Raw genomic sequence first — 19,118 nt, forward strand, 5'->3', positions numbered from 1 at the left:
GGTCGGGAGCCAGCGTGGGGGCCATACCAGGGGCCACTATGGGGGCCAGAACTCGCGTGCTCGAGGGAGAGCGGATGGGCGACACGGGGATCGGCGGGCTGCTCGTTCGGCTGCGCACCGACCGTGGTTGGACGCAGCAGCGGGTGGCCGACGAGTACAACGCCCTGGAGGGGCGTGCCGCCAAGACCGGTAAGGAGATCGGGCGTTACGAGCGTGAGGCGCGTATCCCGGTCCCGTACACCCGCAAACACCTGGCGCAGGTGTTCGGCGTCGACGTCGCAGTGCTCGACCGTGCTGTCGCGGTCAGCAAGAGCCGCCTGGGCGGAGACAGCGCCACAGGGGCCTCGACGGCGCCGCCTGTGGCGCCTTCGCGCTCGGGTGTGGGCGCAGTCTTGGCGGACGCTGCGATGTCAGCCGACTTCGCCCGGTTCATCGCGCAGCGCAACGCCGACGAGTTCGTCGTCGAGCAGTTGGAGGCCGACGTCGCCCGTCTCGCCCGTGTCTATGTCAGCCACCCGCTGCTGGAACTGCATGTCGAGATCAAGCGGTTGCGGGACGGGGCGTTCGAGTTGCTACGCGGGCGTCAGCGCCCCCGGCAGACCACCGACTTGTACGTCGCGGCTTCACGGTTGTGCGGGCTGTCCGCACACGTCTGCCTCGACCTGGGCGACTACGACTCCGCAGCCACGCATGCCCGTACTGCCCGGGCCTGCGCCGAGGCGGCCGGGCACGAGGGGATGCTGGCCTGGGTACGTGCGGTGCAGTCCCTGATCGCCTACTGGACCGGGCAGTACGAGCAGGCGGCGCGGCTGGCGCAGGCGGGCCGTCACCACCGGGCTAGCGGCACCATTGGAGCCCGGCTGGCGAGCCTGGAGGCACGGGCACTGGCCATAGCCGGAGATCGAGCGGGTGCAGTGGCCGCGCTGGCGGACGCCCAACGCTCTCGTGAAGCGATGCCTGGCCACGACGAGGTGCCGGGCCTCTTCGCCTTCCCGGCCGCCAAGCAGTTCGCGTACGCCGGGACGAGCTACCTGGCCGTGGGCGGGCGGGAGCACGTCCGGCGGGCCATCGTGAGCGCGGACACCGCGATCCGGCTCTACCGCAGTGCCGAGGACGACGACCAGTCGGTGGGTGACCTGTTCGCCGCCCATGTCGATCTCGCCCGTGGTCATCTGCTCCTGGGCGACCTGGACGGTACCGAGGCGATGCTCGGTTTCGTCCTCGAATCCCCGCCCGAGCGCATGTCGGCCAGCATCGTGCGCCGGCTCACCGCTCTGGGCCGGGAGCTGAGCGGGCCGCAGTACGGTGGAGCCGCGCAGGCCGCACACCTACGCGAACGACTCCAGCACACGGCCGTTCTCGCGGCCTCACCCGCCCCCCATCCTCCGGAGCTGCCGACGTGACCGAACTGTCCGCCGCGCACGACGCCGCTGTCACCGACCGGAGCCGCCTCGCCGGGAGCGCCTACAGCAGTGACCGGGATCTGGCCGCCCGTCAGTCGCTCTACCAGTGGCAGATGCCCCGTTACGACCTGCCCGGCATCGTTGCCGAGCAGTTGAGCGGTGTACGTGGGCGAGTGGTCGATGTCGGCTGCGGCAATGGCAAGTTCATCCAGCGGCTTCGGGACGAGCGGCCCGATCTGGTTCTGCTCGGCCTGGACATCGCTCCCGGTATCCTCACCGGCGTGCCCGGCCCCGTCGCCGTGGCGGATGCCACTCGCCTGCCGTTGGCCACGGCGAGTGTCGACGCCGCCCTGGCGCTGCACATGCTCTACCACGTCCCCGACATCCCCCGGGCAGTGCGGGAGCTGTCCCGCATTGTCGCCCGTGACGGGCTGGTGATCGCCTCCACGAACAGCGACCGGGACAAGGCCGAACTCGACGACCTGTGGCAGCGGGCCGCAGGCGACGTCCTCGGCACCGGACGGGGCCCGGCCCGCATCTCGCTCAGTGCCCGCTTCTCCCTGGAGAAGGCCGGAGCCTTCTTGGGGGAGCAGTTCGGTCGCGTGGAGACAATCGAACTGCCCGGCACCATCTCGGTCCAGGATCCCGAGCCGGTCATCGCGCACATGGCGTCTTACCAGGCCTGGGCGGACCAGCACGACGTGCCGTTCGAGGCCACGATCGAGCGGGCCCGTGCGATTCTCGTCGATCACATCGCCCAGTCCGGGGCCTTCGAGGTCACGTGCCTGGGCGGCATCCTCGTCTGCCGTCGCTGAGGGCCAACTTCGCTATCGGCGTCGGCTGTGTTCCGGTGGCCGTTCGCTCACCGTCATAGGTGTGAGCTGCGGTGCGGGTGTGACGGGCGTGGGTGTCCGGGTGCTTCGACTGCGTGCTGCCTGTGCTCGCTTGTTCGGCTGGACGGTGATGCGCCAGTTGAGGACTTCGGCGGGCTGTCCGGCTGTGTCGAGTTCTCGCTGGGCGGCGACTTCGGCCAAGAGGCGCCGGGGGTTGTGGCCGGCGGTCTCGGCGCGGGCGAGGGTTGTGGTCAGGGCTGGCCAGGCGGGGTCGGCGAGGATGCGGTCGGCGAGGATGCGGTCGGCGTGGTCGGGGAGGGCTGCGCGCAGGTCTTGCTCGAAGCGGCGGACGGTGGCGGTGCGTGGGGCGCGTCGGGTGAGATCCGCCAGTACCGGCTCGCCGGCCTGCTGGTAACCCGCCTGCAGGTGGCGGAAGGCTTCCTCGGCCGCTGCCGCCTGCTGCTCGTGGCCGCGTTGCTCGTGCCAATTGGCGGCGGCACGCGCCAGGTGGAGGGCGACGAAGATCACGGCGACGGCGAAGCCGCCAGGATCGCGTGTGGCGTAGGAGAGTTCCTTGGCGGCTTGGCGCAGAGCGCTGGCGGCCTGGTGGTCGGCTCGGACAGCCGAGCGTCGGGCGCGGTTGAACGCCCTTGCTGCGGCTCGTAGTTCGGCCTGGTGCGGGCCGTGGGTGGCGAGGACCAGGTTGTGGAGTGCGTCGCCGAACGCATCCAGGTGGCCCTGGGCCATGGCTTCGTCGCCCGAGGCGAGGGCGGCGTGGGTGTGGCGGATAGCGGTTTCGGCGCGGTGCCACGGTTCGGCCGGATCCGTCATCTGCTGGGGGCGGTCGACCAGATCCTGGGTGGGGAGACGCTCGCACAGGCGGTTGTAGGACAGGTCGGGGGCGAGGCTTGAGCCGCCGTACCGGACGGGCTGGCCTCCGGTGGTGTCGCCAGGGGCGGCCAGGCTGTACCCGGTCACCTCGCCGGTTTCCGGGCCGATGCGCGGCTTGACCTGGATGCCGAGGGAACGCAGCACGGTGAAGTACTCGTCGATGCTGCGTACTGCGGCGGCGACCGCGTACGCCTGCTCGCGCAGCCACTCCCGCGCGGGCTCCTCCCGGCCTTGGCGCTCGGCCTTGGCCCGCTCGGCGCCTGTGGGGGTGCGCGGGGCAGTGAGGTCGCCGGACTTCAGGCGGCGCAGCCCGAACTCGGCCTCGATCTTTCGGCATTCCCGCTGTGCTCGCCAGCCGTCCCGGTTCGTACGGGGGCGGCGGCCGTCGGCGCGGACGGTGGTCGCGAGGATGTGGATGTGGTCGTCGGCGTGCCGTACTGCGATCCACCGGCACGCAGTACGCCACTTGCGGGCCGTGCCCATTCGACGCAGGCGCCGGCGTCCGTATAGGTCGACTTCACCCAGACCAGCTGTTCCGAAGTTCCAGACACAGGGCGCTCCTCGCCGAGTCGATCAGATCAAGTGACGCCGCCGGAGAAGCAGCGCGCGCACGAAGATGCTCGCAGGCATGGACGTGCGCCGTGACTTCCTCGGGCCGATCAGTGATCGTCGAACCGGTCAACGACTCCCGGAACACGACCCGGCGCCGGCCGATCCGGTACGCATTGAACGCGCCTGCGGCGAGGCCTTGATGCCAGCCGCAGACATGCAGGTCAGAAAGATTTCCCGCCTCTACTCGTCAGGCCCATCACCCCGAGCCGGCGGCTGAATCGGCCGGTATGTCCCCAACAGGCCACAGCACTAGAGGGAGTTGAGGGATTGCGCACCCTTGTCGCCCCGGTCACTTGTTCCACATAATCGCAGGGCGCTTTGCGGACTCATCCCCCACTGGGTTCGGACGCCTTGCGGCGTGCTGCCGTTTTTCAACGCACTTCCTTCGGTGGTGACTTCCGATTCCGGGGTTGGCACGGGCCCGTCATTGGGCGTACCCCCCACGAGAGGAAGTCCGTTGAAGAGCTACCTGAAGCACCTCAGGACGACCACCGCGATCGGTGCCGTCGCCCTCGCCGCCTTCAGCCTCCAGCCCGGCTCGGCCAACGCCGCCTCCGCACCGACCCCACGCGGTGAGGTAGGCACCACGGTCGTCGGCGGGACCAAGGCCGATCAGGGTGAATTCCCGTTCATGGTCCGCCTGTCCATGGGCTGTGGCGGCGCGCTGTACGCCAAGAACATCGTTCTCACCGCCGCTCACTGCGTCGACGGCAGCGGCCCGAACACCGGCATCACCGCGACGGCGGGCGTCGTCGACCTGGAGGACTCCAACGCCATCAGCGCGAAGTCCACCGAGGTCCTCCAGGCGCCCGGCTACAACGGCAAGGGCAAGGACTGGGCACTGATCAAGCTCGAGAAGCCGATCGATCTGCCGACCCTGCCGATCGCCGGAGACGACAAGTTCAACACTGGCGATTTCGACATCGCCGGCTGGGGCGCGGACAAGGAAGGCGGCGCCCAGCAGCGCTATCTGCTCAAGGCCAAGGTCCCGTTCATCGACGATGCCACCTGCCAGACGGCGTACGGCGACCAGCTGACCCCCGGCGAAGAGCTCTGCGCCGGGGTCCTGGACACCGGCGGCGTCGACACCTGCCAGGGCGACTCCGGCGGCCCCATGTTCCGCAAGGACGACGCGGGTGCCTGGATCCAGGTCGGCATCGTCAGCTGGGGCGAGGGCTGCGCGCGCCCGGGCAAGCCCGGTGTCTACACCGAGGTGAGCACCTTCGCGGCGGACATCAAGCAGGCCGCTGACGGGCTGGGCGGCTGACGCCGGTCAGTAGTGTCGATCAGTTGAGCACCATCGCGTTGGATTGAGTGTGCATCGCCACGCCAAATCCTGATGCGCTGTCAGCAACAGCAGCGAGGGCTGCTACCCCCAATTTCCCGGTAGCAGCCCTCACCGCTGTCACGCGGCTGCCACCCGCTCCATCTCTTCCCCTTCGGAGGAGTACGGCCGACGGCCACGGACCAGGTTGCCTGGGCCAACCTCGGCCTGCACCGCCTCGACCTCACCGCGCGGTCGCTGGCGTCTGAGGGCGGGGCAATCGGTCGGTGCGGCAAGCCATCGTGTCGGCCCGCTGAACCCCATGTTCGACTGCCGGAGCTGCTTGGCTACTCACCTGGATCTGAGTAGCCACCCCCACGCGCCGCGCGTCCCCGGCCCTCTAATCTCCGCACTATGAGTTCCGTTCAGCCTGCCACCTGCACCTTCCGTCCCGCTTCGATGTGGCGCGTCCCTCGCGTGGCCGCCACTACGGCCGGCGTGGGGGCCGACGGATGCTGAAGAAGCACCCCGTTCGTTCGATTCTGTGGCTCATCGGCGTCCTGCTCGTCGTGGCCATGACCGTGACCGTGGCCGTGACCTGCTACCGCGTGTGGAACGGGGAGCCATATCCGGCGAGCGACCCTGACCAGGTCGCCACTCGGCTCAAGCAGGAAGCCCGGCGGGTGTACGACGAGGTGGCCCTGCCCGGGCCGCCCGACGTGAGCTCCCGCGTGAAAACGGGCACCTGCTACTACCGCGGGCTGCGGTCCATCGCGCACATAGACGAAGGCCGCAGCGACGTGCGCAGCTTCGGACTCGAATGGCGTGTGACGGACGTCCCGAGGAACACCGCCCGCACCGGTCAGGAGCGCGTACGCCGACGGCTGGAGCAGGAGGGCTGGAAGCTCTCCAGCGAGAACGTCTCCGACCTGGGCTTCAGGTTCGAGCGCCCAGACACCGACGAAAAGGTCGATGTGGACTGGTACCAGCCCACCGGAACGCTCGCCGTCAGCATTTTCGCCCCGTGCGGGAAGCTCCCGGACGGCTTCGACGAGTACGAGTGGCCGGAGTCCGAGTGGAGCCCCAAGTGACGGCCCCGCAGGGGCGCGCCGGCACCTGCTCGCTGCTCCTGGGCGTCGGCGCCGTGGCCATGTTCGGATGCCCTTGGCTGCCGTCCGCCGTCTCCTGGTGGATCCGGCTCTTCCCCGTTTACCTGATCGTGCCTGTCGGGATCTGTGCGGTCGTCTCCGGCGTGGGGGCTCTGCGCGACATGCAGGGGGAGGAGGGGGTTGCCCGCAACCGCGCGCGGGCCGGAATTGTTCTCGGCTCGGTGGCCATCGTCGTGCCGGTGACCGTCGTCACCTGGGCATGCTGGGTGCTCAGCGACACGTATGGATGACTGAGCGGAGAAACCTTCGTGGATGGGCCGCGATCTCGAATCCGGATGCGTCAGGACCACTCATCTGCGATAGTCGCGCGCTGTGAACAGTGCTGAGCTTGTCTTTCGGCGTGCGGACGACTCCGATGCGGCCGACATAGCCGACGTGTGGCTGCGTTCCTTCACCGCTGCGCTGCCGACCGTGCGCCGCGCGCACAGCAACGATGAGGTGCGGGACTGGTTCTCCTACGTGGTCGTGCCTCAGTACGAGACCTGGGTAGTCGTCGCCGAGGGCGCCGTGGTCGGGCTCCTGGTACTCGATGGCGGAGAACTGGAACAGCTTTACCTCGATCCGTCGTGGCGCGGCCGGGGTGTGGGCGACCGGTTCGTGGAGTTGGCGAAGCAGCAGCGGCCCGATGGACTGAGGTTGTGGACGTTCCAGGTCAACGAACCAGCGCAACGGTTCTACGAGCGACACGGCTTCATCGCAGTTGAGCGCACTGACGGACTGCGCAATGAGGAACATGAGCCGGACATTCGCTACGCCTGGCAGCCCCAGGAGTAGGACTCACCAAGGTGATTGGTCACGCGGCCACCGACAGGGGGCGTCCGCCCCGGCGGATGCCCTTTGCGCTGCGGATGCGGGCGCGTTCCCGGCGCTGGGCGGCGAGGACATCGGGGTGGCGGGCATTGGCGCTGCGCCGGCCCGGGTAGCGGTGCAGGTGGACCCGTTCAGGCCCCGGCCCTGCTCGTTCACCGACTCGCCCACCAAGGAGTGAACGACTCGGTCACACAAGGCAAGTGTTATCGGATGAGTTGGCACGACCTCAACCGATAGGAGATCAGCATGAAAGTCCGATCAATGGTTGCCGCAGCCGGCCTGGTTGCCTGCGCGCTCCTGGGCGGCGCCGGTGCCGCAGTCGCCGACAGCGGGGCCAAGGGCGTCGCCGCAGGCTCCCCGGGCATCGTCTCGGGCAACGTGATCCAGGCTCCGGTCCACGTCCCGATCAACCTCTGCGGCAACACCATCGACATCATCGCGCTGCTGAACGAGGCATCCGGCAACACCTGCGTCAACGGCTGACAAGCTGCCCCGCCTGTGGTGCCGCGCAATGCTCCTCGCGGCACCACACCACCGCGTCCGAACCGAAACACCGCGCGGCGTACCAGAGTTACCCGAGCAATCTCCGTCGCCGAGGCTCGCGCACTTCGACGGCCCCGGTGCGTGACCGGGCTCAAGTACACGCAATTTACGGGCTTCTGCCTACGCGGAGCGGCTCGGAACGGTGCTGATAGGCCGCGCGCCCCCAACCGCCTGGCAGCGGACGAAAATCGGCTCATCATGAATATGTCGATTGCTCCGAGTTATCGAAAGTCGGCGCGTTCCGGTCGTGCGTGACGATCGATCGGCCGCGTACGGGCCAAGCTCACCCTTGGGTTCGGACAAAACGATTGAAACAAGGAGCAAATACATGAGTCCTGACAACAGGACAGGGGCCGTGCTGGGGCCACTGCCGCCTCGAGACAAGTGGTTGGCCGGCAGCACCATCGCCTCGCTTGCGCTGGTCGTGGCGGCCGGGGTGATCAGTCCTGTCGCGGCCGCGGCTCAGAGCCTGGGCGAGCGCGTGAGCGCATCGAGCGGTCCGAGCGGCGTAGTCGATGCGTGCACGGACGTGTCGCAACTCGGCGGCAACGACAACTGCAAGAGGGGAGCGACGGGCCCGACGGGTCCGACGGGTCCGACGGGCGCGCAGGGTGTGCCGGGTACGCCGGGCGGGCCGACGGGTCCGACGGGCGGGCTGGGGCCGACCGGCCCCGCAGGTCCCGCTGGCGCCGGCGGCACCACTGCATACTGGGGACCACTCGTCAGCGTGCCTGCGGGTGGTTCCACCCAGAGCACAGCCCAATGTCCGTCCGGCCAGGAGGCGGTCTCCGGCGGTTGGTACACCCCCAACGCCGGGGTTGTGCCGGGTATCTCCTGGCGGACCACGACCGCCACCCCCGACGACAGCTGGCAAGTCGTCGGCGACAACCCAACCCGCAGCACCAAGAGGATTCAGGCCATCGCGTATTGCTCGCCCTGATGGCGTAGCGCAACGCAGCATGCGGACCTCAGCCGTGTGCGGGGGCCGACTCTGTTGACGAGTCGGCCCCCGGGCTTGGTCAGCCCGCCTTGGCCCGTCCCGGGCCGCTCAGTCCTCGGACCCCTCCGACGACACCAGCTCCCGCAGTTCGGCCACCGCCTCCCGGAGCCGGTCGGCGAACGTCCGCATCTGGTCGGCCACCGCAAGCGGCGTGCTCAGGTAGAGGTTGAAGCGCTCGGGCAGCAGCACATACGCCACACCGATACACCGGCTGCTGGTCGAGCCGAAGCCGAAGTACTGGATGTTCTCGGACGGCGCGGAGCTGGTGCTCAGGTAGTCGTCCCGCATCGTCAGCCAGCCCGGCGTCCGGTACAGCGCGGGCTGCTCGGTCACCCCGAGCTCGGCCCCGCGCCGCCGCTGGATCAGCTCCAGCTCCCACAGGTGCTGCTCGGGCACCTGCCCCGCCTGGCACTCCTTCGCGCGCGCCACATGGCCTTGGGCGGCGGCCCGGAACGCGGCGCGCCGGGTGTCCGCGTCCGTCGCCGGGTCGTCCATCGCCGCCACGAACTCCCGCATCTCGGGGGTGACAACGCGCATCGCCTCGGTCCGCCCGTACCGGTACTGCCGGGTGGCGATCGACTCGTACGTGGCGCCCAGGTGCCCCTTCGCGCGCTGGTGGGCGAGCTGGTAGGCGACCTGGACGAATGCGTCCGGCGACACCCCCAGTGCCTTGATCGCGCTGCTGCCGAAGTCCGCGAACGACACGGTGCTGGTCGCGGTGTTCTGCCCGTACGCCGCGAACGCGTCGGCGGCCGAGCGCACCTGGGCCCGCAGGGCGTCGTCCAGCTCGAACACGATCGGCTCCAGCGCCGGCAGCCCCTGGGAACGGGCCCCGGACTGCAGTGAGTGCTCCTCTGCCGGGGCGCTGAGCAAGGCGTCGGTGAAGCTGAGGATGGTGGTCCCGTCCAGCTCGCAGTGCTCGACGTTGATGCCCGCCCGGCCGTCGGCGAAGACGATGAAAGACACGGCCTTGTCGAACCAGCGGTTGCCGCGGTCGCCGTACAGCAGCTGGTCGCAGGTGTCCTGGGTGTCCGCGGGTGCGAAGTCCTCCAGAGCCACGCAGAACAGCGCGGTCTCGACGTCGTCCAGTGCGTCGGCGTTGCGGGGGTGGCGGGCGAGGAGGGACTCGCGGGCGGCCGCCCACTCCGCGCGGGCCATGGTGGTCAGATGGCCCACCGAGGAGTCCGCGCCGGCCGGCTCGGCGCCGGACTTCATCACGGCGCGCAGCCCCGCCTCGAGGTCGTCCAGGCTGTGCGGGACACCGTCCGAGCCGAGCACGTCCAGCCGGAACATGTTGCCCCGGAAGAACACCACGACGTGCCGGGCGTCGGACGGGCCGGGCCACTGGTCGGTGTAGGGGGCGCGGACGGTGTCCTGCTGCGCACCGGGGATCCGGGTGGCGGAGAACAGGAACTTGTTCTGCACCATCGACTGGGGCGCTCCGCGCTGCACCACCGGCGGAATGAGCTCCTGATCGAGCTGCCGCTTGTAGTTGAGAGCCCCGGCGATGAGCCCGGCCGCCCGCTCCACCTGCGCCTGGCCGGAGTCCTGGAACAGGAAGAAGAAGTTGGCGTTGAGCGCGATCCGGTCCCGGCGGCCCAGGTAGCGGTAGGGCCAGAAGGTATCGAGCCAGCTGTGCACGCCCTCCGCGGCGTTGTACTCCTCCAGCGCCGCGTGCAGCACCCGGCCGGGGCCGTCCGGCCGGAGGAAGGCGGCCACCTCACCCTCGGTCGCCGCCCGCTCGTCGGCGCTCAGCAGCGGCGCGGACCAGGCGAGAAACCTCTCACAGCTCGCCTCCAGAGTGGGCAGGGGCACGCGCGGCAGGCTGTCCTCCTGGGCGAAGGTCACGTTGCCTGCTACGTCCTGACTGATCTTCAATTCTGCTCTCGATTCGGATCGTTGGGAATTGGGATGTCGTGGGGCCGGGAAAGGAAGAGCTGTGCGTACATCCAGCCTTCCGCTTCCAGGCCCCGCGCATCCACTCCGGCGGCCGACATGCGCTCGAGTACGAGCGCTTGTTCCTGCGAAGAGGCGAACCGCCGCTGCTTGAATACCTCTTCGACACGAATGGTCCGGTAGCCCAGCCCTGCCAGTGCGCGCTCGACGGGGTCGAACGGGAACATCCGCAGCACGAAGTGCGCCATCCAGGGCCGGCGGGTGCCCTGTGCCTCGATGACGCGCCCGAGCGTCCGCTCGGTGACATAGCCGAGGCAGCCCGTCGAGATCACCAGGTCCGTCCCGGCGAACTGGGCGCGCTGGCGCGGTGTGGGCTCGTGGTCCTCCAGGTCGGCGTGCACCGCGTCGTCGAGGAACCCGGCCTCGAGCGCGTAGGACAGCGCGCTGCCGGAGGTGTCGAGGCCGACAAAGCGGATGGGCTGGGCGGGTCGGCGCGAGCGGGACAGCTCGCGGTCGCGGGCCAGCAGGGCTTCGCGGCTCTCCCCCTCGCGATCCTCGTCGTCGTAGCGCGCGTACAGCTCGTCCATCGTCGCGTCGTACTTCAGCAGGGCGGCGTTGATTCCGTACGAGCAGCCGATGTCCAGCACTTTCGGCACCGTGACGTGCTGGGACTCCCGGTACTCCTTGATGAGCTTCGCGAAGTAGGGCTTGGCCTGTTGCGGAACGCAGTAGCCGAGCGGGCGCAGTAGGCGGAAATAGCTGCGGGGATCGGGCTGGGTGTAGATGTGGTCGAGAGAGACTTTTCCGGTCGCGTCGAAACGCACAGGGCTTACTCCTCGGTCGATCTCAGAGTGGGGAAACGGCCTGCGACGACTGCACTCCTTCGCGGTCTGCTAATCCAGCAGTCGGTCGCCCCGGACGGCCCGGCCCTCGGCCGCCAGGTGCTCGGGCAGTACCCGGCCGAAGAGCTGCCGGGTCCGTGCGACGCTGCCGATGACTCCGGGGCGCTCGCTGTACGCGAATATCGCGGAGTGGCGCGCGACCTCGCCCCGCACGGGGCTCACCCGGTGCAGCGAGTAGCGGCCCTTGAACAGCTGCAGGTCACCAGGTTGCAGGGAGAGGCGCCTGGTCAACCGCTCACCCCGGCCGTCCAGTACGTCCCGGACGTCGTCGAAGCTCTCGTCGTGCGCGGACCTGATGTTCGGGCAGTATTCGAAGAGGCCGCCGTCCTGCGCCTGCCGGGTGAGCATGCTCACGGTGAACTCGTTGGTGTCGAAGTGCCAGGGGTGCTCCATACCCGGCGCGACGACATTGAGAACCAGCCCGGAGAGCGGGTCGGCCAACTCGTGCAGCTGCGGCAGTCCGAAGCAGCGGGCGACGAAGCGCTGGAACACCGTGTGCGAGTAGAGAAGGCTGATGAGGGAGTCTGCGGGGACGCGGTCCCGCGCGACGAACGCGTTGCCCCGCTGGAAGGTCCTCCGGCCGGGGTGATCCTCCGGCAGAGCCGAGTCCACCGCGATGTTGTAGACGTTGACCGTTTCGACCTCGAAGTGTGCCCGGGGGGCGATGGCCGAGCACTCCTGTTGCAGGACATCTCGGAGCGACGGGCGGATGAAGTCCGGCAGCACGGTGCAGCCGAGTGTCGACAGTTCGCGCCGGGCACGGGCAACCACGGCCTGTCCCTCGGCGTTCTCGAGTTCCGGCAGGGGGTACCGAGCCGTGTCGACCACCTGGTCGAGCGTCATGGCTTCCAGAGTGCTCATTCGATCCTCTCCACGTACGGGCAGACCGTCTCGAGCCGGATGCCGCCGCCGGCCCTCGGTTCCGCCCCCGGCGCCCTCGCGGGGCGACCGATGCGGTCCGTCGTGCCGTCCGGTCCTCATCCTCGGCTCTTCAGCAACTCCACTGGGGAGTAACACAGTTGAAACTCCCACAGCACCGCCGAGTTGTCTGTGACACGTCACACTGCGCCGACGCGGCACACTCGTTCCGTGAGGAGGCTCGGCACCTAGGGCTGTGGCTGGTGAGCGTCCACCGAGCCCGCGAGTACGTTCTCCCGTCCCCAGGCGCCGAGAGGCGCCAGCGCGTCGTTGAGTGAGACCCCGAGCGAGGTCAGCGAGTACTCGACGCGAGGCGGTACCTCGGCATGGACCTCGCGATGCACAATGCCGTCTGCCTCCAACTCCCGCAGATGAGAGGCGAGAACCTTCTCGGTCACGCCCGGCACCAGCCTGCGCAGTTCGCCGAAGCGGCAGGTCTGTTCGTTGAGCGCCCAGAGGATCAGCACCCTCCACTTCCCGCCGACCACGTCCATCGCCGCGTCGATCCCGCAGACATACGCCCCTGGTCTCCGTACGTTCCCCATGCCCCGCCCCTCCCGCCGCTTGCCCTGGGGTAACTACCCACTTGGAACTGCATACTTGATCGATTCAGGGCCCGCGGCAAGCCTAATCGGTAGGGCATCGCACTAGTGCAAAACAGGATTGCGGCTAGTGCAGAAAATGGTTACGGTTCGAGCCATGCCTGCCCAGACACCATTGCCTCTGACACTGACTGGCCGCCATGTGCGCCTCGAACCGTTGACGATGGAGCATCTCGGCGACCTCTTCGCCGCGGGCGGCGGAGACGACGAGGTCTGGCGCTGGCAGGGCGGCCCGACGCCGCATACGCAGGACGAACTCGGCGCCACGCTCGGTGAACTGCTTGAAGCCGCGGAGCACGGCACGTACATACCGTTCGCCGTCATCCGTCGCGCGACCGGCCGGGCGGTCGGCTGGACCACGTTCATGGACGTCGACGCGGAGAACGAGCGTCTGGAGATCGGCTGGACCTGGTACGGGCGCGCGTCCTGGCGCACCGCGGTCAACACCGAGGCGAAGCTGCTGTTGCTGACGCATGCCTTCGAGGAGCTGGGCATGGGGCGCGTCCAGTTGAAGACGGACCATATGAACCAGCGGTCGCAGGCCGCCATCGCGCGTCTGGGGGCCCGGCGCGAGGGTGTGCTGCGCCGCCACCGCCGACGCCCGGACGGTACATGGCGGGACACCGTGTACTTCTCCCTCCTCACGGAGGAGTGGCCGGCCGCGAAGGCGCGCCTCAGCGCCCGGATCTGACCTGCCGGGTCGCGAGGCGGCGATCCGCCGGAGGCGGTGACCGTCTCGGGGCCTTGACCGTCTCGGGGCCTTGACCGGGGGTCGCCACGCCGCCGCGCGCACGTACGATCGAGCGGCATGGGGATCACTGTGCAGAAATTGACGTACTACCCGGTCAAGGGCTGCGCCGGTACGGAAGTCGACTCCGCCCGGGTCGGCGAGACGGGGCTCGAGCACGACCGTACCTTCATGGTCGTCGACGCCTCGGACGGTGCATTCCGCAGTCAGCGCACGCTGCCCGCCATGGCCGCGATCCGGCCCGGGATCGTCGACGGAGGTGCGTCACTGCGGCTGTCCGCCGACGGGGTCGAGAGCGTGCTGCTGGCGGTCGACCCGGACGGCGAGCGGCGGCCGGTGAGCATGTTCGGGCGGGCCATCGGGCAGGGCGCGGATCAGGGGGATGCCGCCGCGGAGTGGTTCTCCGAGGTGCTGGGGGCGAAGTCCCGGCTGGCGCGGGTGCCTTCGGACTTCGACCGGGACGGCTGGGGCGAGACGCCGGGCAAGGTCGGGTTCGCGGACGCGCATGCCGTGCTGGTGGCGTCTCAGGCGTCGGTGGACGGACTGAACGCGCGGATCGCGGAGCGTGGCGCGGCTCCGGTGCCGATGGACCGCTTCCGGCCGAACATCGTCCTCGGCGGCTGCGCGGAGCCGCACGCCGAGGACGAGATGCGACGGCTGGAGATCGGGACCGTCCGGCTCGCCTACGCGGTCCGGGCGATGCGGTGCGGTGTCCCGCTGGTCGACCAGCTCACAGGGCTCCGCGTAGGCCCCGAGCCGATCCGTACGCTCGCGACGTACCGGCGGGAGCCGGAGTACCAGAACAAGGTCAGCTTCGGTATGAAGGCGGCGGTCCTCGGGCACGGGACGTTGGGCGTCGGCGATGCGGCAGTGCCGACGTGGGCGCCCGGGGCGGCTGCCTGAGCGATCGCCCCGGGCATGTACGTCAGCAGCGCGGAGCCGGCTTGCTGTAGGTCGTGTTGCTGGGTGTGGCCACGTAGTAGTCCGAGACATAGCGGTCGTTGTCGAGCCGGTCCCAGATCTTGGTGGTGCCGACCGCCGAGCCGGACCGCTGGCAGACCATCCACGCCAAAGACCCGTTGGGGGACGTGCCACGGACAGCGGACGAGGTGCCGGCGCCCGTGTGCTCGGCGAGGCCGCCGGCCGCGGTGGTCTGGTAGGGGTACGTGCAGCGCGGCACCGGGGCGCTGTATCCGGTGTTGGACGGGGTGCTGACGTAGTAGTCGGTGACGTAGGTGCCGTCCGAGAGCTTGTCCCATACGGCGGTGGTGCCGACGGTGGAACCGGGCGCCTGGCACACCACCTTGAGGGCGGATCCGGGCGCGTGCGACGCGGCGGCGGGGGAGCTGGTCGAGGGGCCGGTGCGGGCGTTGAGCGTGGTGGAGCTCGTCACCGTGTACGTGTACGCCACGGTGGCGACCGGCGCGTCGAGCCGGTCGGTGTCGATGTTGAGGGTGACGCCGCCGTAGGTCTCGTCGTGATCGCCCTTGAACTGCTTGGCCCGCTGGTGGACCGCCCACGTGGAATCGGCGATGCCGGTCCAGCCCTTCAGCGAGTCGACCCCGTCGAAGCGGGCGATCCACAGCGCGTCGGGACGGGCGTAGGAGGTGGACGTGAAGACGTCGGAGAGCTGCTTCGCACCGAAGTTGAGGTTCATGTAGACGCCCGAGACATAGCCGACCCGGTGCAGTTCCTTCGTCCAGGCGGAGACGAACGCCAGCACTCCGGTCCGGCATGTGGCGTCGGTCTGCGTGTACTGCTCGATGTCGTTGTAGACGGCGCTGCCGGGCTGCATACCGAGCGCCTTCGCCTTGGCGACGGCGTCGGCGGCCGCCGCGGTTCCCTGGCCCCTGGCGGTCGCGGCGGCCCGGCTGATCTTGGCGTCGGTGGGCCTGCCGCCGCAAGGCGGTTGCAGGCCCTTGTAGATGGGCAGCAGACGCCACTTCAGCGCCGATACGGACGTCACCCATGACGCGGTCAGCTCCGGCTGGGCGCAGGTGCGGCTTATGCCCCCGATGTACACACCGACAGCGCGGTACGGGGATGCGCTCCACGTCTGGATCGCCGACAGCGGCGGTGCCGTACAGGTGTCGAAGGCCAGTCCGGAGTACCGGGTTGCGCTCGCTCCCGCGGGATAGGCGACCGGTGTCGCCGGTTCGGCGGCGACGGGCGGAGCGAAGGCGAGCGCGGCGCCGGCACCCAGCACGCCGGCCGCCGCGAGGACGAGGAAACTTCGAAGGGTGCGGTGCGGATGGGACATGACTCCCCCAGGGCAGCTCGAACCGAGTGGGACCAGAATGCCCCAATGTGCGCCAACTGCACCCTATGCCGTTTGAGTTGTTACGAGGAGCTTGTGGCCGGGCGAGTCACAGTTGCCGACAGGCGGCGCGAGTGCCCCGAGAGCCTCGCCGATGGCATCCGGTCTGCGCAGCTTCCCGAAGACGTGCGCGTCCCGCCGCCGTCACCTCGGGTGACAGCGGCGGGACGCGGTTGTTCGGCTTGTTCAGCTGTTCACGCTGTCCAGCTGTTCGCGCTGCTCAGCTTGTTGAGTCTGTTCAGCGGCCGTAGCGGATCAGTGCCCGCACCATCCGGCACGTCGTGTCGGACGGCGGGTGGACCCCGATGCGCTCCGCCGTCGCATGTATCTTGCGGTTGTCTGCGGTCGCCGGGTGATAGACGCCCGAGTCCAGCAGGGCGATCGCCAGGCGCATGGCCTTCAACCGGCGGTTGTGGGACACGTACCACTCGCGCGGCTGTCCGGCCGGCAGTGGCTTCTTCTTCAGCGGCTTGTACACGGGCTTCGTCGTGAGTGTGGCAACGGCCATCGGCAACCTCCTGGCGCGGTGGCGGGACCATCCCGAACTACTGTTCATTCTACTGCCCATCACTGACAATCGCCGCTGGCCAGACGGTGTTTGAGGGTGGTCGAGCCAGTACGGTGGGGGCATGGAGATCTGGATCAATCCGGCCTGTTCCAAGTGCCGCAGCGCCATCGACCTTCTCGACGAGGAAGGCGCCACGTACACCGTCCGGCGCTATCTGGAGGACGTGCCGAGCGCGGAGGAGATCCGGGCCGTCCTCGGGCGGCTCGGGCTCGAGCCGTGGGACATCACGCGGACCCAGGAGGCCGCGGCGAAGGAGCTGGGGCTCAAGGACTGGGCTCGCGACGACGGTTCGCGGGAGCGGTGGATCGCGGCGCTCGCGCAGCACCCCAAGCTGATCCAGCGGCCGATCATCACGGCTGAGGACGGGACGGCCGTCGTGGCGCGTACGGACGAGGCGGTACGGGACGCACTCGGCCGGTCCTAGGACGACGCCGGGGACGACTCGCCGCTGAAGGCTCCGGCGCGGGCGGCGTGGTAGGCGGCTTCGGCATTGGTGTGGACGAGGCGGGCGTCGATGGGGCGGCGGTTGATGAGGAGCCGCCCACCGCTCACCAGCTGTCACCGCTCACCAGTTGTCACCGCTCTTCGGCCGTCACCGCTCGTCCGTGCCCGCCACCTTGCCCGTGGCCAGTGCGATGCGGTTCCAGGTGTTGATGGTGAAGATCAGGGCGAGCAGGTGAGCCAGCTCCTGCTCCTCGAAGTGGGCCGCCGCGTGGGCGTACACCGCGTCCGGCACTCCGCCGTCGGCGACCAGGGTGACCGCCTCGGTCAGGGCGAGCGCCGCCTGTTCCTTCTCGGTGAAGAAGTGCTTCGCCTCCCGCCAGACGGCGGTCATGTGCAGGCGCTCCTCGCTCTCGCCCGCCTTGCGCGCGTCGGCGGTGTGCATGTGCAGGCAGTACGCGCAGTGGTTGAGCTGCGAGGAGCGGACCTGGATCAGTTCGACCAGCGTCGGGTCCAGGCCCTCGCGGGCCGCGGCGTCCAGGCCGATCACGGCGCGGAAGGCTTTCGGGGCCAGCTTCGCGAAGTTGATGCGGGCGGTGGTCGGGGTGTTGATCTCTGTCGTCGTCATGTGTACGAATCTAGAGGCTCAGGCGACCGGCAATGGGGTGCATTTCAGTGGCAGATTCATGGGTCAATTTGGCGGAGATCCTGGGTGCGGATCTGCATCTGGAGCTGACGGGTCCGGGCAGTCGGCGCGCCGTTCTGATGCGGGCCCTGCGCGAAGGCGTCAGGAGCGGGCGACTGGCCCCGGGGACGAAGCTGCCGCCCTACCGCTCCCTCGCCGCCGACCTCGGTATCGCCCGTAACACCGTCGCCGACGCGTACTCCGAGCTGGTCGCCGAGGGATGGCTCACCGCGCGCCAGGGGTCCGGGACCCGGGTCGCGCAGGGGGCCTGCCCACCGCCGGGCAGGGGAGAGGTCGCGCCGGTCGCTTCCGTACGCAGACAGCGCACTGCGGCCAGAACCGTCCGGCCGACGTACGACCTCGTGCAGGGGCAGCCCGACCCCTCCGCCTTTCCGCGCGGCGCGTGGCTGGCCTCCGCGCGGCGGGCACTGACCACCGCGCCGCACGATGCGTTCGGGCCCGGCGATCCGCGTGGGCGGGCCGAGCTGCGGGAGGCGCTGGCCGGGTATCTGGCGCGGGTGCGCGGGGTGCGGACCGATCCGCGGCGGATCGTCGTCTGCTCCGGGGCCGCGCACGCATTGCGGCTGATGGCGGCGGTCGCGGGCGGACGGTGGGCCGTGGAGTCGTACGGGCTGCCGTTCCACCGCGGACTGCTGGCCGACGGCGGCATACGCACCACACCTCTGCCGGTCGATGAACATGGCGCCCGGATAGGCGAGTTGGGCGCGGTGGACGCCGTGCTGCTGACTCCCGCGCACCAGTTCCCGACCGGCGGTCCGCTGCATCCGGAGCGGCGGGCCGCCGTCGTGGACTGGGCGCGGTCGACGGGCGGGCTGGTCCTGGAGGACGACTACGACGGCGAGTTCCGCTACGACCGCCGGCCGGTGGGAGCGGTGCAGGGCCTCGACCCCGACCGGGTGGTGTTGATGGGGTCGGTGAGCAAGAGCCTCTCCCCCACCCTCCGTATCGGCTGGACGGTGTTGCCCGAGTACCTGGTGGACGAGGTGGTGGCGGCGAAGGGTGAGCGCGAGCAGTGGTCGAGCGCCACGGAGCAGCTCACGCTCGCGGACTTCATCACCTCGGGGGCGTACGACCGGCATGTGCGGAAGATGCGGCAGCGCCACCGGCGCCGGCGCGACCAGCTGGTGTTGGTCCTGGCGGAGCGGGCGCCGCAGGTGCGGGTGACCGGGATCGCGGCGGGGCTCCACGCCGTGCTCGAACTTCCGGCGGGGTCCGAGCGGGCCGTGGTGAAGGCGGCGGCCTGGCAGGGGCTCGCCGTCGAGGGGCTCGCCGACTACCGGCACGCCGATTTCCCCGCGGACGGGCGGGACGGACTGGTCATCGGTTATGCGACACCGCCGGAGCACGTCTACGCCGGGGCGCTGGACGCGCTGTGCCGGGCGCTGCCGCCCGTTGAGCAGCAACAACCTTAAGGAAAGTTAAGGAAGTTGTAGGTGAGAGTGCTGAGAAGAACGGAATGGCTACTCGTACGTAACGGCACACGGAACCCACCCGA

22 protein-coding genes and 1 pseudogene are annotated in these 19,118 nt (G+C 69.4%); 12 read left to right on the forward strand and 11 right to left on the reverse strand.

Annotated elements, in window-relative coordinates:
- Positions 1-74: 74 nt before the first annotated feature.
- Entirely contained in the window at positions 75-1,403 is a 1,329-nt protein-coding gene (locus AB0D12_RS01130; RefSeq protein WP_362675668.1) for an XRE family transcriptional regulator, read from the forward strand.
- Complete coding sequence (locus AB0D12_RS01135) at positions 1,400-2,218, forward strand: class I SAM-dependent methyltransferase (protein WP_362675671.1); 819 nt, start codon at positions 1,400-1,402, stop codon at positions 2,216-2,218. The genes AB0D12_RS01130 and AB0D12_RS01135 overlap by 4 nt, the downstream gene beginning before the upstream one ends.
- A 12-nt stretch (positions 2,219-2,230) precedes the next feature.
- Here AB0D12_RS01135 and AB0D12_RS01140 read toward each other — a convergent pair whose 3' ends face one another.
- Together AB0D12_RS01140 and AB0D12_RS01145 are read right to left on the reverse strand one after the other, a co-directional pair.
- On the reverse strand, positions 2,231-3,610 hold the full coding sequence (locus AB0D12_RS01140) for a mobilization protein (protein ID WP_362675674.1): 1,380 nt from the start codon (positions 3,608-3,610) through the stop codon (positions 2,231-2,233).
- Positions 3,611-3,644: 34 nt separating this feature from the next.
- Complete coding sequence (locus tag AB0D12_RS01145) at positions 3,645-3,899, reverse strand: Scr1 family TA system antitoxin-like transcriptional regulator (RefSeq protein WP_362676361.1); 255 nt, start codon at positions 3,897-3,899, stop codon at positions 3,645-3,647.
- A gap of 297 nt (positions 3,900-4,196) precedes the next feature.
- Here AB0D12_RS01145 and AB0D12_RS01150 point away from each other — a divergent pair, with 297 nt between their 5' ends.
- The 4 genes from AB0D12_RS01150 to AB0D12_RS01165 all read left to right on the forward strand — a co-directional run bounded on the left by AB0D12_RS01150 (position 4,197) and on the right by AB0D12_RS01165 (position 6,946).
- Positions 4,197-5,006 carry a serine protease gene (locus AB0D12_RS01150; RefSeq protein WP_362675676.1) on the forward strand — a complete coding sequence of 270 codons (810 nt, stop codon included), beginning with the start codon at positions 4,197-4,199 and terminating at the stop codon, positions 5,004-5,006.
- Positions 5,007-5,515: 509 nt separating this feature from the next.
- Positions 5,516-6,094, forward strand: a complete 579-nt coding sequence (locus AB0D12_RS01155) for a hypothetical protein (protein WP_362675679.1) — start codon at positions 5,516-5,518, stop codon at positions 6,092-6,094.
- The gene (locus tag AB0D12_RS01160; RefSeq protein WP_362675682.1) at positions 6,091-6,402 is read left to right on the forward strand and encodes a hypothetical protein; all 312 of its coding nucleotides are present in this window, start codon (positions 6,091-6,093) and stop codon (positions 6,400-6,402) included. The genes AB0D12_RS01155 and AB0D12_RS01160 overlap by 4 nt, the downstream gene beginning before the upstream one ends.
- An 82-nt stretch (positions 6,403-6,484) precedes the next feature.
- Positions 6,485-6,946 (forward strand): GNAT family N-acetyltransferase, encoded by a 462-nt coding sequence (locus AB0D12_RS01165; RefSeq protein ID WP_362675685.1) that lies wholly within the window; start codon positions 6,485-6,487, stop codon positions 6,944-6,946.
- Between the two features lie 19 nt (positions 6,947-6,965).
- Here the strand turns inward: AB0D12_RS01165 and AB0D12_RS01170 are convergent.
- Positions 6,966-7,082 (reverse strand): annotated as a pseudogene (locus AB0D12_RS01170) (IS630 family transposase); the annotation flags it as partial.
- A 146-nt stretch (positions 7,083-7,228) separates the two neighbouring features.
- On the opposite strand from AB0D12_RS01170, the gene AB0D12_RS01175 reads away from it, so the two are divergent.
- Both AB0D12_RS01175 and AB0D12_RS01180 read left to right on the forward strand, forming a co-directional pair.
- Positions 7,229-7,465 carry a chaplin gene (locus tag AB0D12_RS01175; RefSeq protein WP_362675688.1) on the forward strand — a complete coding sequence of 79 codons (237 nt, stop codon included), beginning with the start codon at positions 7,229-7,231 and terminating at the stop codon, positions 7,463-7,465.
- Positions 7,466-7,853: 388 nt separating this feature from the next.
- Positions 7,854-8,465: a hypothetical protein gene (locus AB0D12_RS01180; protein WP_362675691.1), complete on the forward strand. Its 612-nt coding sequence runs from the start codon at positions 7,854-7,856 to the stop codon at positions 8,463-8,465.
- 108 nt (positions 8,466-8,573) lie between these two features.
- On the opposite strand, the gene AB0D12_RS01185 is transcribed toward AB0D12_RS01180, so the two are convergent.
- The 4 genes from AB0D12_RS01185 to AB0D12_RS01200 all read right to left on the reverse strand — a co-directional run bounded on the left by AB0D12_RS01185 (position 8,574) and on the right by AB0D12_RS01200 (position 12,786).
- Positions 8,574-10,373, reverse strand: coding sequence for a choline/carnitine O-acyltransferase (locus tag AB0D12_RS01185; protein ID WP_362675694.1), 1,800 nt, complete (start codon positions 10,371-10,373; stop codon positions 8,574-8,576).
- A 26-nt stretch (positions 10,374-10,399) separates the two neighbouring features.
- The gene (locus AB0D12_RS01190) at positions 10,400-11,245 is read right to left on the reverse strand and encodes a class I SAM-dependent methyltransferase (RefSeq protein ID WP_362675697.1); all 846 of its coding nucleotides are present in this window, start codon (positions 11,243-11,245) and stop codon (positions 10,400-10,402) included.
- Positions 11,246-11,314: 69 nt separating this feature from the next.
- On the reverse strand, positions 11,315-12,184 hold the full coding sequence (locus AB0D12_RS01195) for an arpA protein (RefSeq protein ID WP_362675700.1): 870 nt from the start codon (positions 12,182-12,184) through the stop codon (positions 11,315-11,317).
- Between the two features lie 245 nt (positions 12,185-12,429).
- The gene (locus AB0D12_RS01200; protein WP_362675703.1) at positions 12,430-12,786 is read right to left on the reverse strand and encodes a helix-turn-helix domain-containing protein; all 357 of its coding nucleotides are present in this window, start codon (positions 12,784-12,786) and stop codon (positions 12,430-12,432) included.
- A 154-nt stretch (positions 12,787-12,940) separates the two neighbouring features.
- Here AB0D12_RS01200 and AB0D12_RS01205 point away from each other — a divergent pair, with 154 nt between their 5' ends.
- Both AB0D12_RS01205 and AB0D12_RS01210 read left to right on the forward strand, forming a co-directional pair.
- Positions 12,941-13,534 (forward strand): GNAT family protein, encoded by a 594-nt coding sequence (locus tag AB0D12_RS01205; protein WP_362675706.1) that lies wholly within the window; start codon positions 12,941-12,943, stop codon positions 13,532-13,534.
- A gap of 117 nt (positions 13,535-13,651) precedes the next feature.
- Positions 13,652-14,494 (forward strand): MOSC N-terminal beta barrel domain-containing protein, encoded by an 843-nt coding sequence (locus AB0D12_RS01210; protein ID WP_362675709.1) that lies wholly within the window; start codon positions 13,652-13,654, stop codon positions 14,492-14,494.
- 22 nt (positions 14,495-14,516) lie between these two features.
- Here the strand turns inward: AB0D12_RS01210 and AB0D12_RS01215 are convergent, their stop codons facing one another.
- Together AB0D12_RS01215 and AB0D12_RS01220 are read right to left on the reverse strand one after the other, a co-directional pair.
- Positions 14,517-15,851: a glycoside hydrolase domain-containing protein gene (locus AB0D12_RS01215; RefSeq protein WP_362675712.1), complete on the reverse strand. Its 1,335-nt coding sequence runs from the start codon at positions 15,849-15,851 to the stop codon at positions 14,517-14,519.
- Between the two features lie 295 nt (positions 15,852-16,146).
- A complete protein-coding gene (locus tag AB0D12_RS01220) occupies positions 16,147-16,416 on the reverse strand; it encodes a hypothetical protein (RefSeq protein ID WP_327323157.1) in 270 nt (89 codons plus the stop codon).
- A 121-nt stretch (positions 16,417-16,537) separates the two neighbouring features.
- On the opposite strand from AB0D12_RS01220, the gene AB0D12_RS01225 reads away from it, so the two are divergent.
- Positions 16,538-16,900, forward strand: coding sequence for an arsenate reductase family protein (locus tag AB0D12_RS01225; RefSeq protein WP_362675715.1), 363 nt, complete (start codon positions 16,538-16,540; stop codon positions 16,898-16,900).
- Here AB0D12_RS01225 and AB0D12_RS01230 read toward each other — a convergent pair.
- Together AB0D12_RS01230 and AB0D12_RS01235 are read right to left on the reverse strand one after the other, a co-directional pair.
- Positions 16,897-17,028: a hypothetical protein gene (locus AB0D12_RS01230; protein WP_362675718.1), complete on the reverse strand. Its 132-nt coding sequence runs from the start codon at positions 17,026-17,028 to the stop codon at positions 16,897-16,899. The genes AB0D12_RS01225 and AB0D12_RS01230 overlap by 4 nt on opposite strands.
- 40 nt (positions 17,029-17,068) lie before the next feature.
- Positions 17,069-17,545 (reverse strand): carboxymuconolactone decarboxylase family protein, encoded by a 477-nt coding sequence (locus AB0D12_RS01235; RefSeq protein WP_362675721.1) that lies wholly within the window; start codon positions 17,543-17,545, stop codon positions 17,069-17,071.
- 47 nt (positions 17,546-17,592) lie between these two features.
- Here AB0D12_RS01235 and AB0D12_RS01240 point away from each other — a divergent pair, with 47 nt between their 5' ends.
- On the forward strand, positions 17,593-19,035 hold the full coding sequence (locus tag AB0D12_RS01240) for a PLP-dependent aminotransferase family protein (RefSeq protein WP_362675723.1): 1,443 nt from the start codon (positions 17,593-17,595) through the stop codon (positions 19,033-19,035).
- Positions 19,036-19,118 lie beyond the last annotated feature (83 nt).

Origin of the sequence: Streptomyces sp. NPDC048479, assembly GCF_040651435.1 — a bacterium.
Classification (GTDB): domain Bacteria; phylum Actinomycetota; class Actinomycetes; order Streptomycetales; family Streptomycetaceae; genus Streptomyces.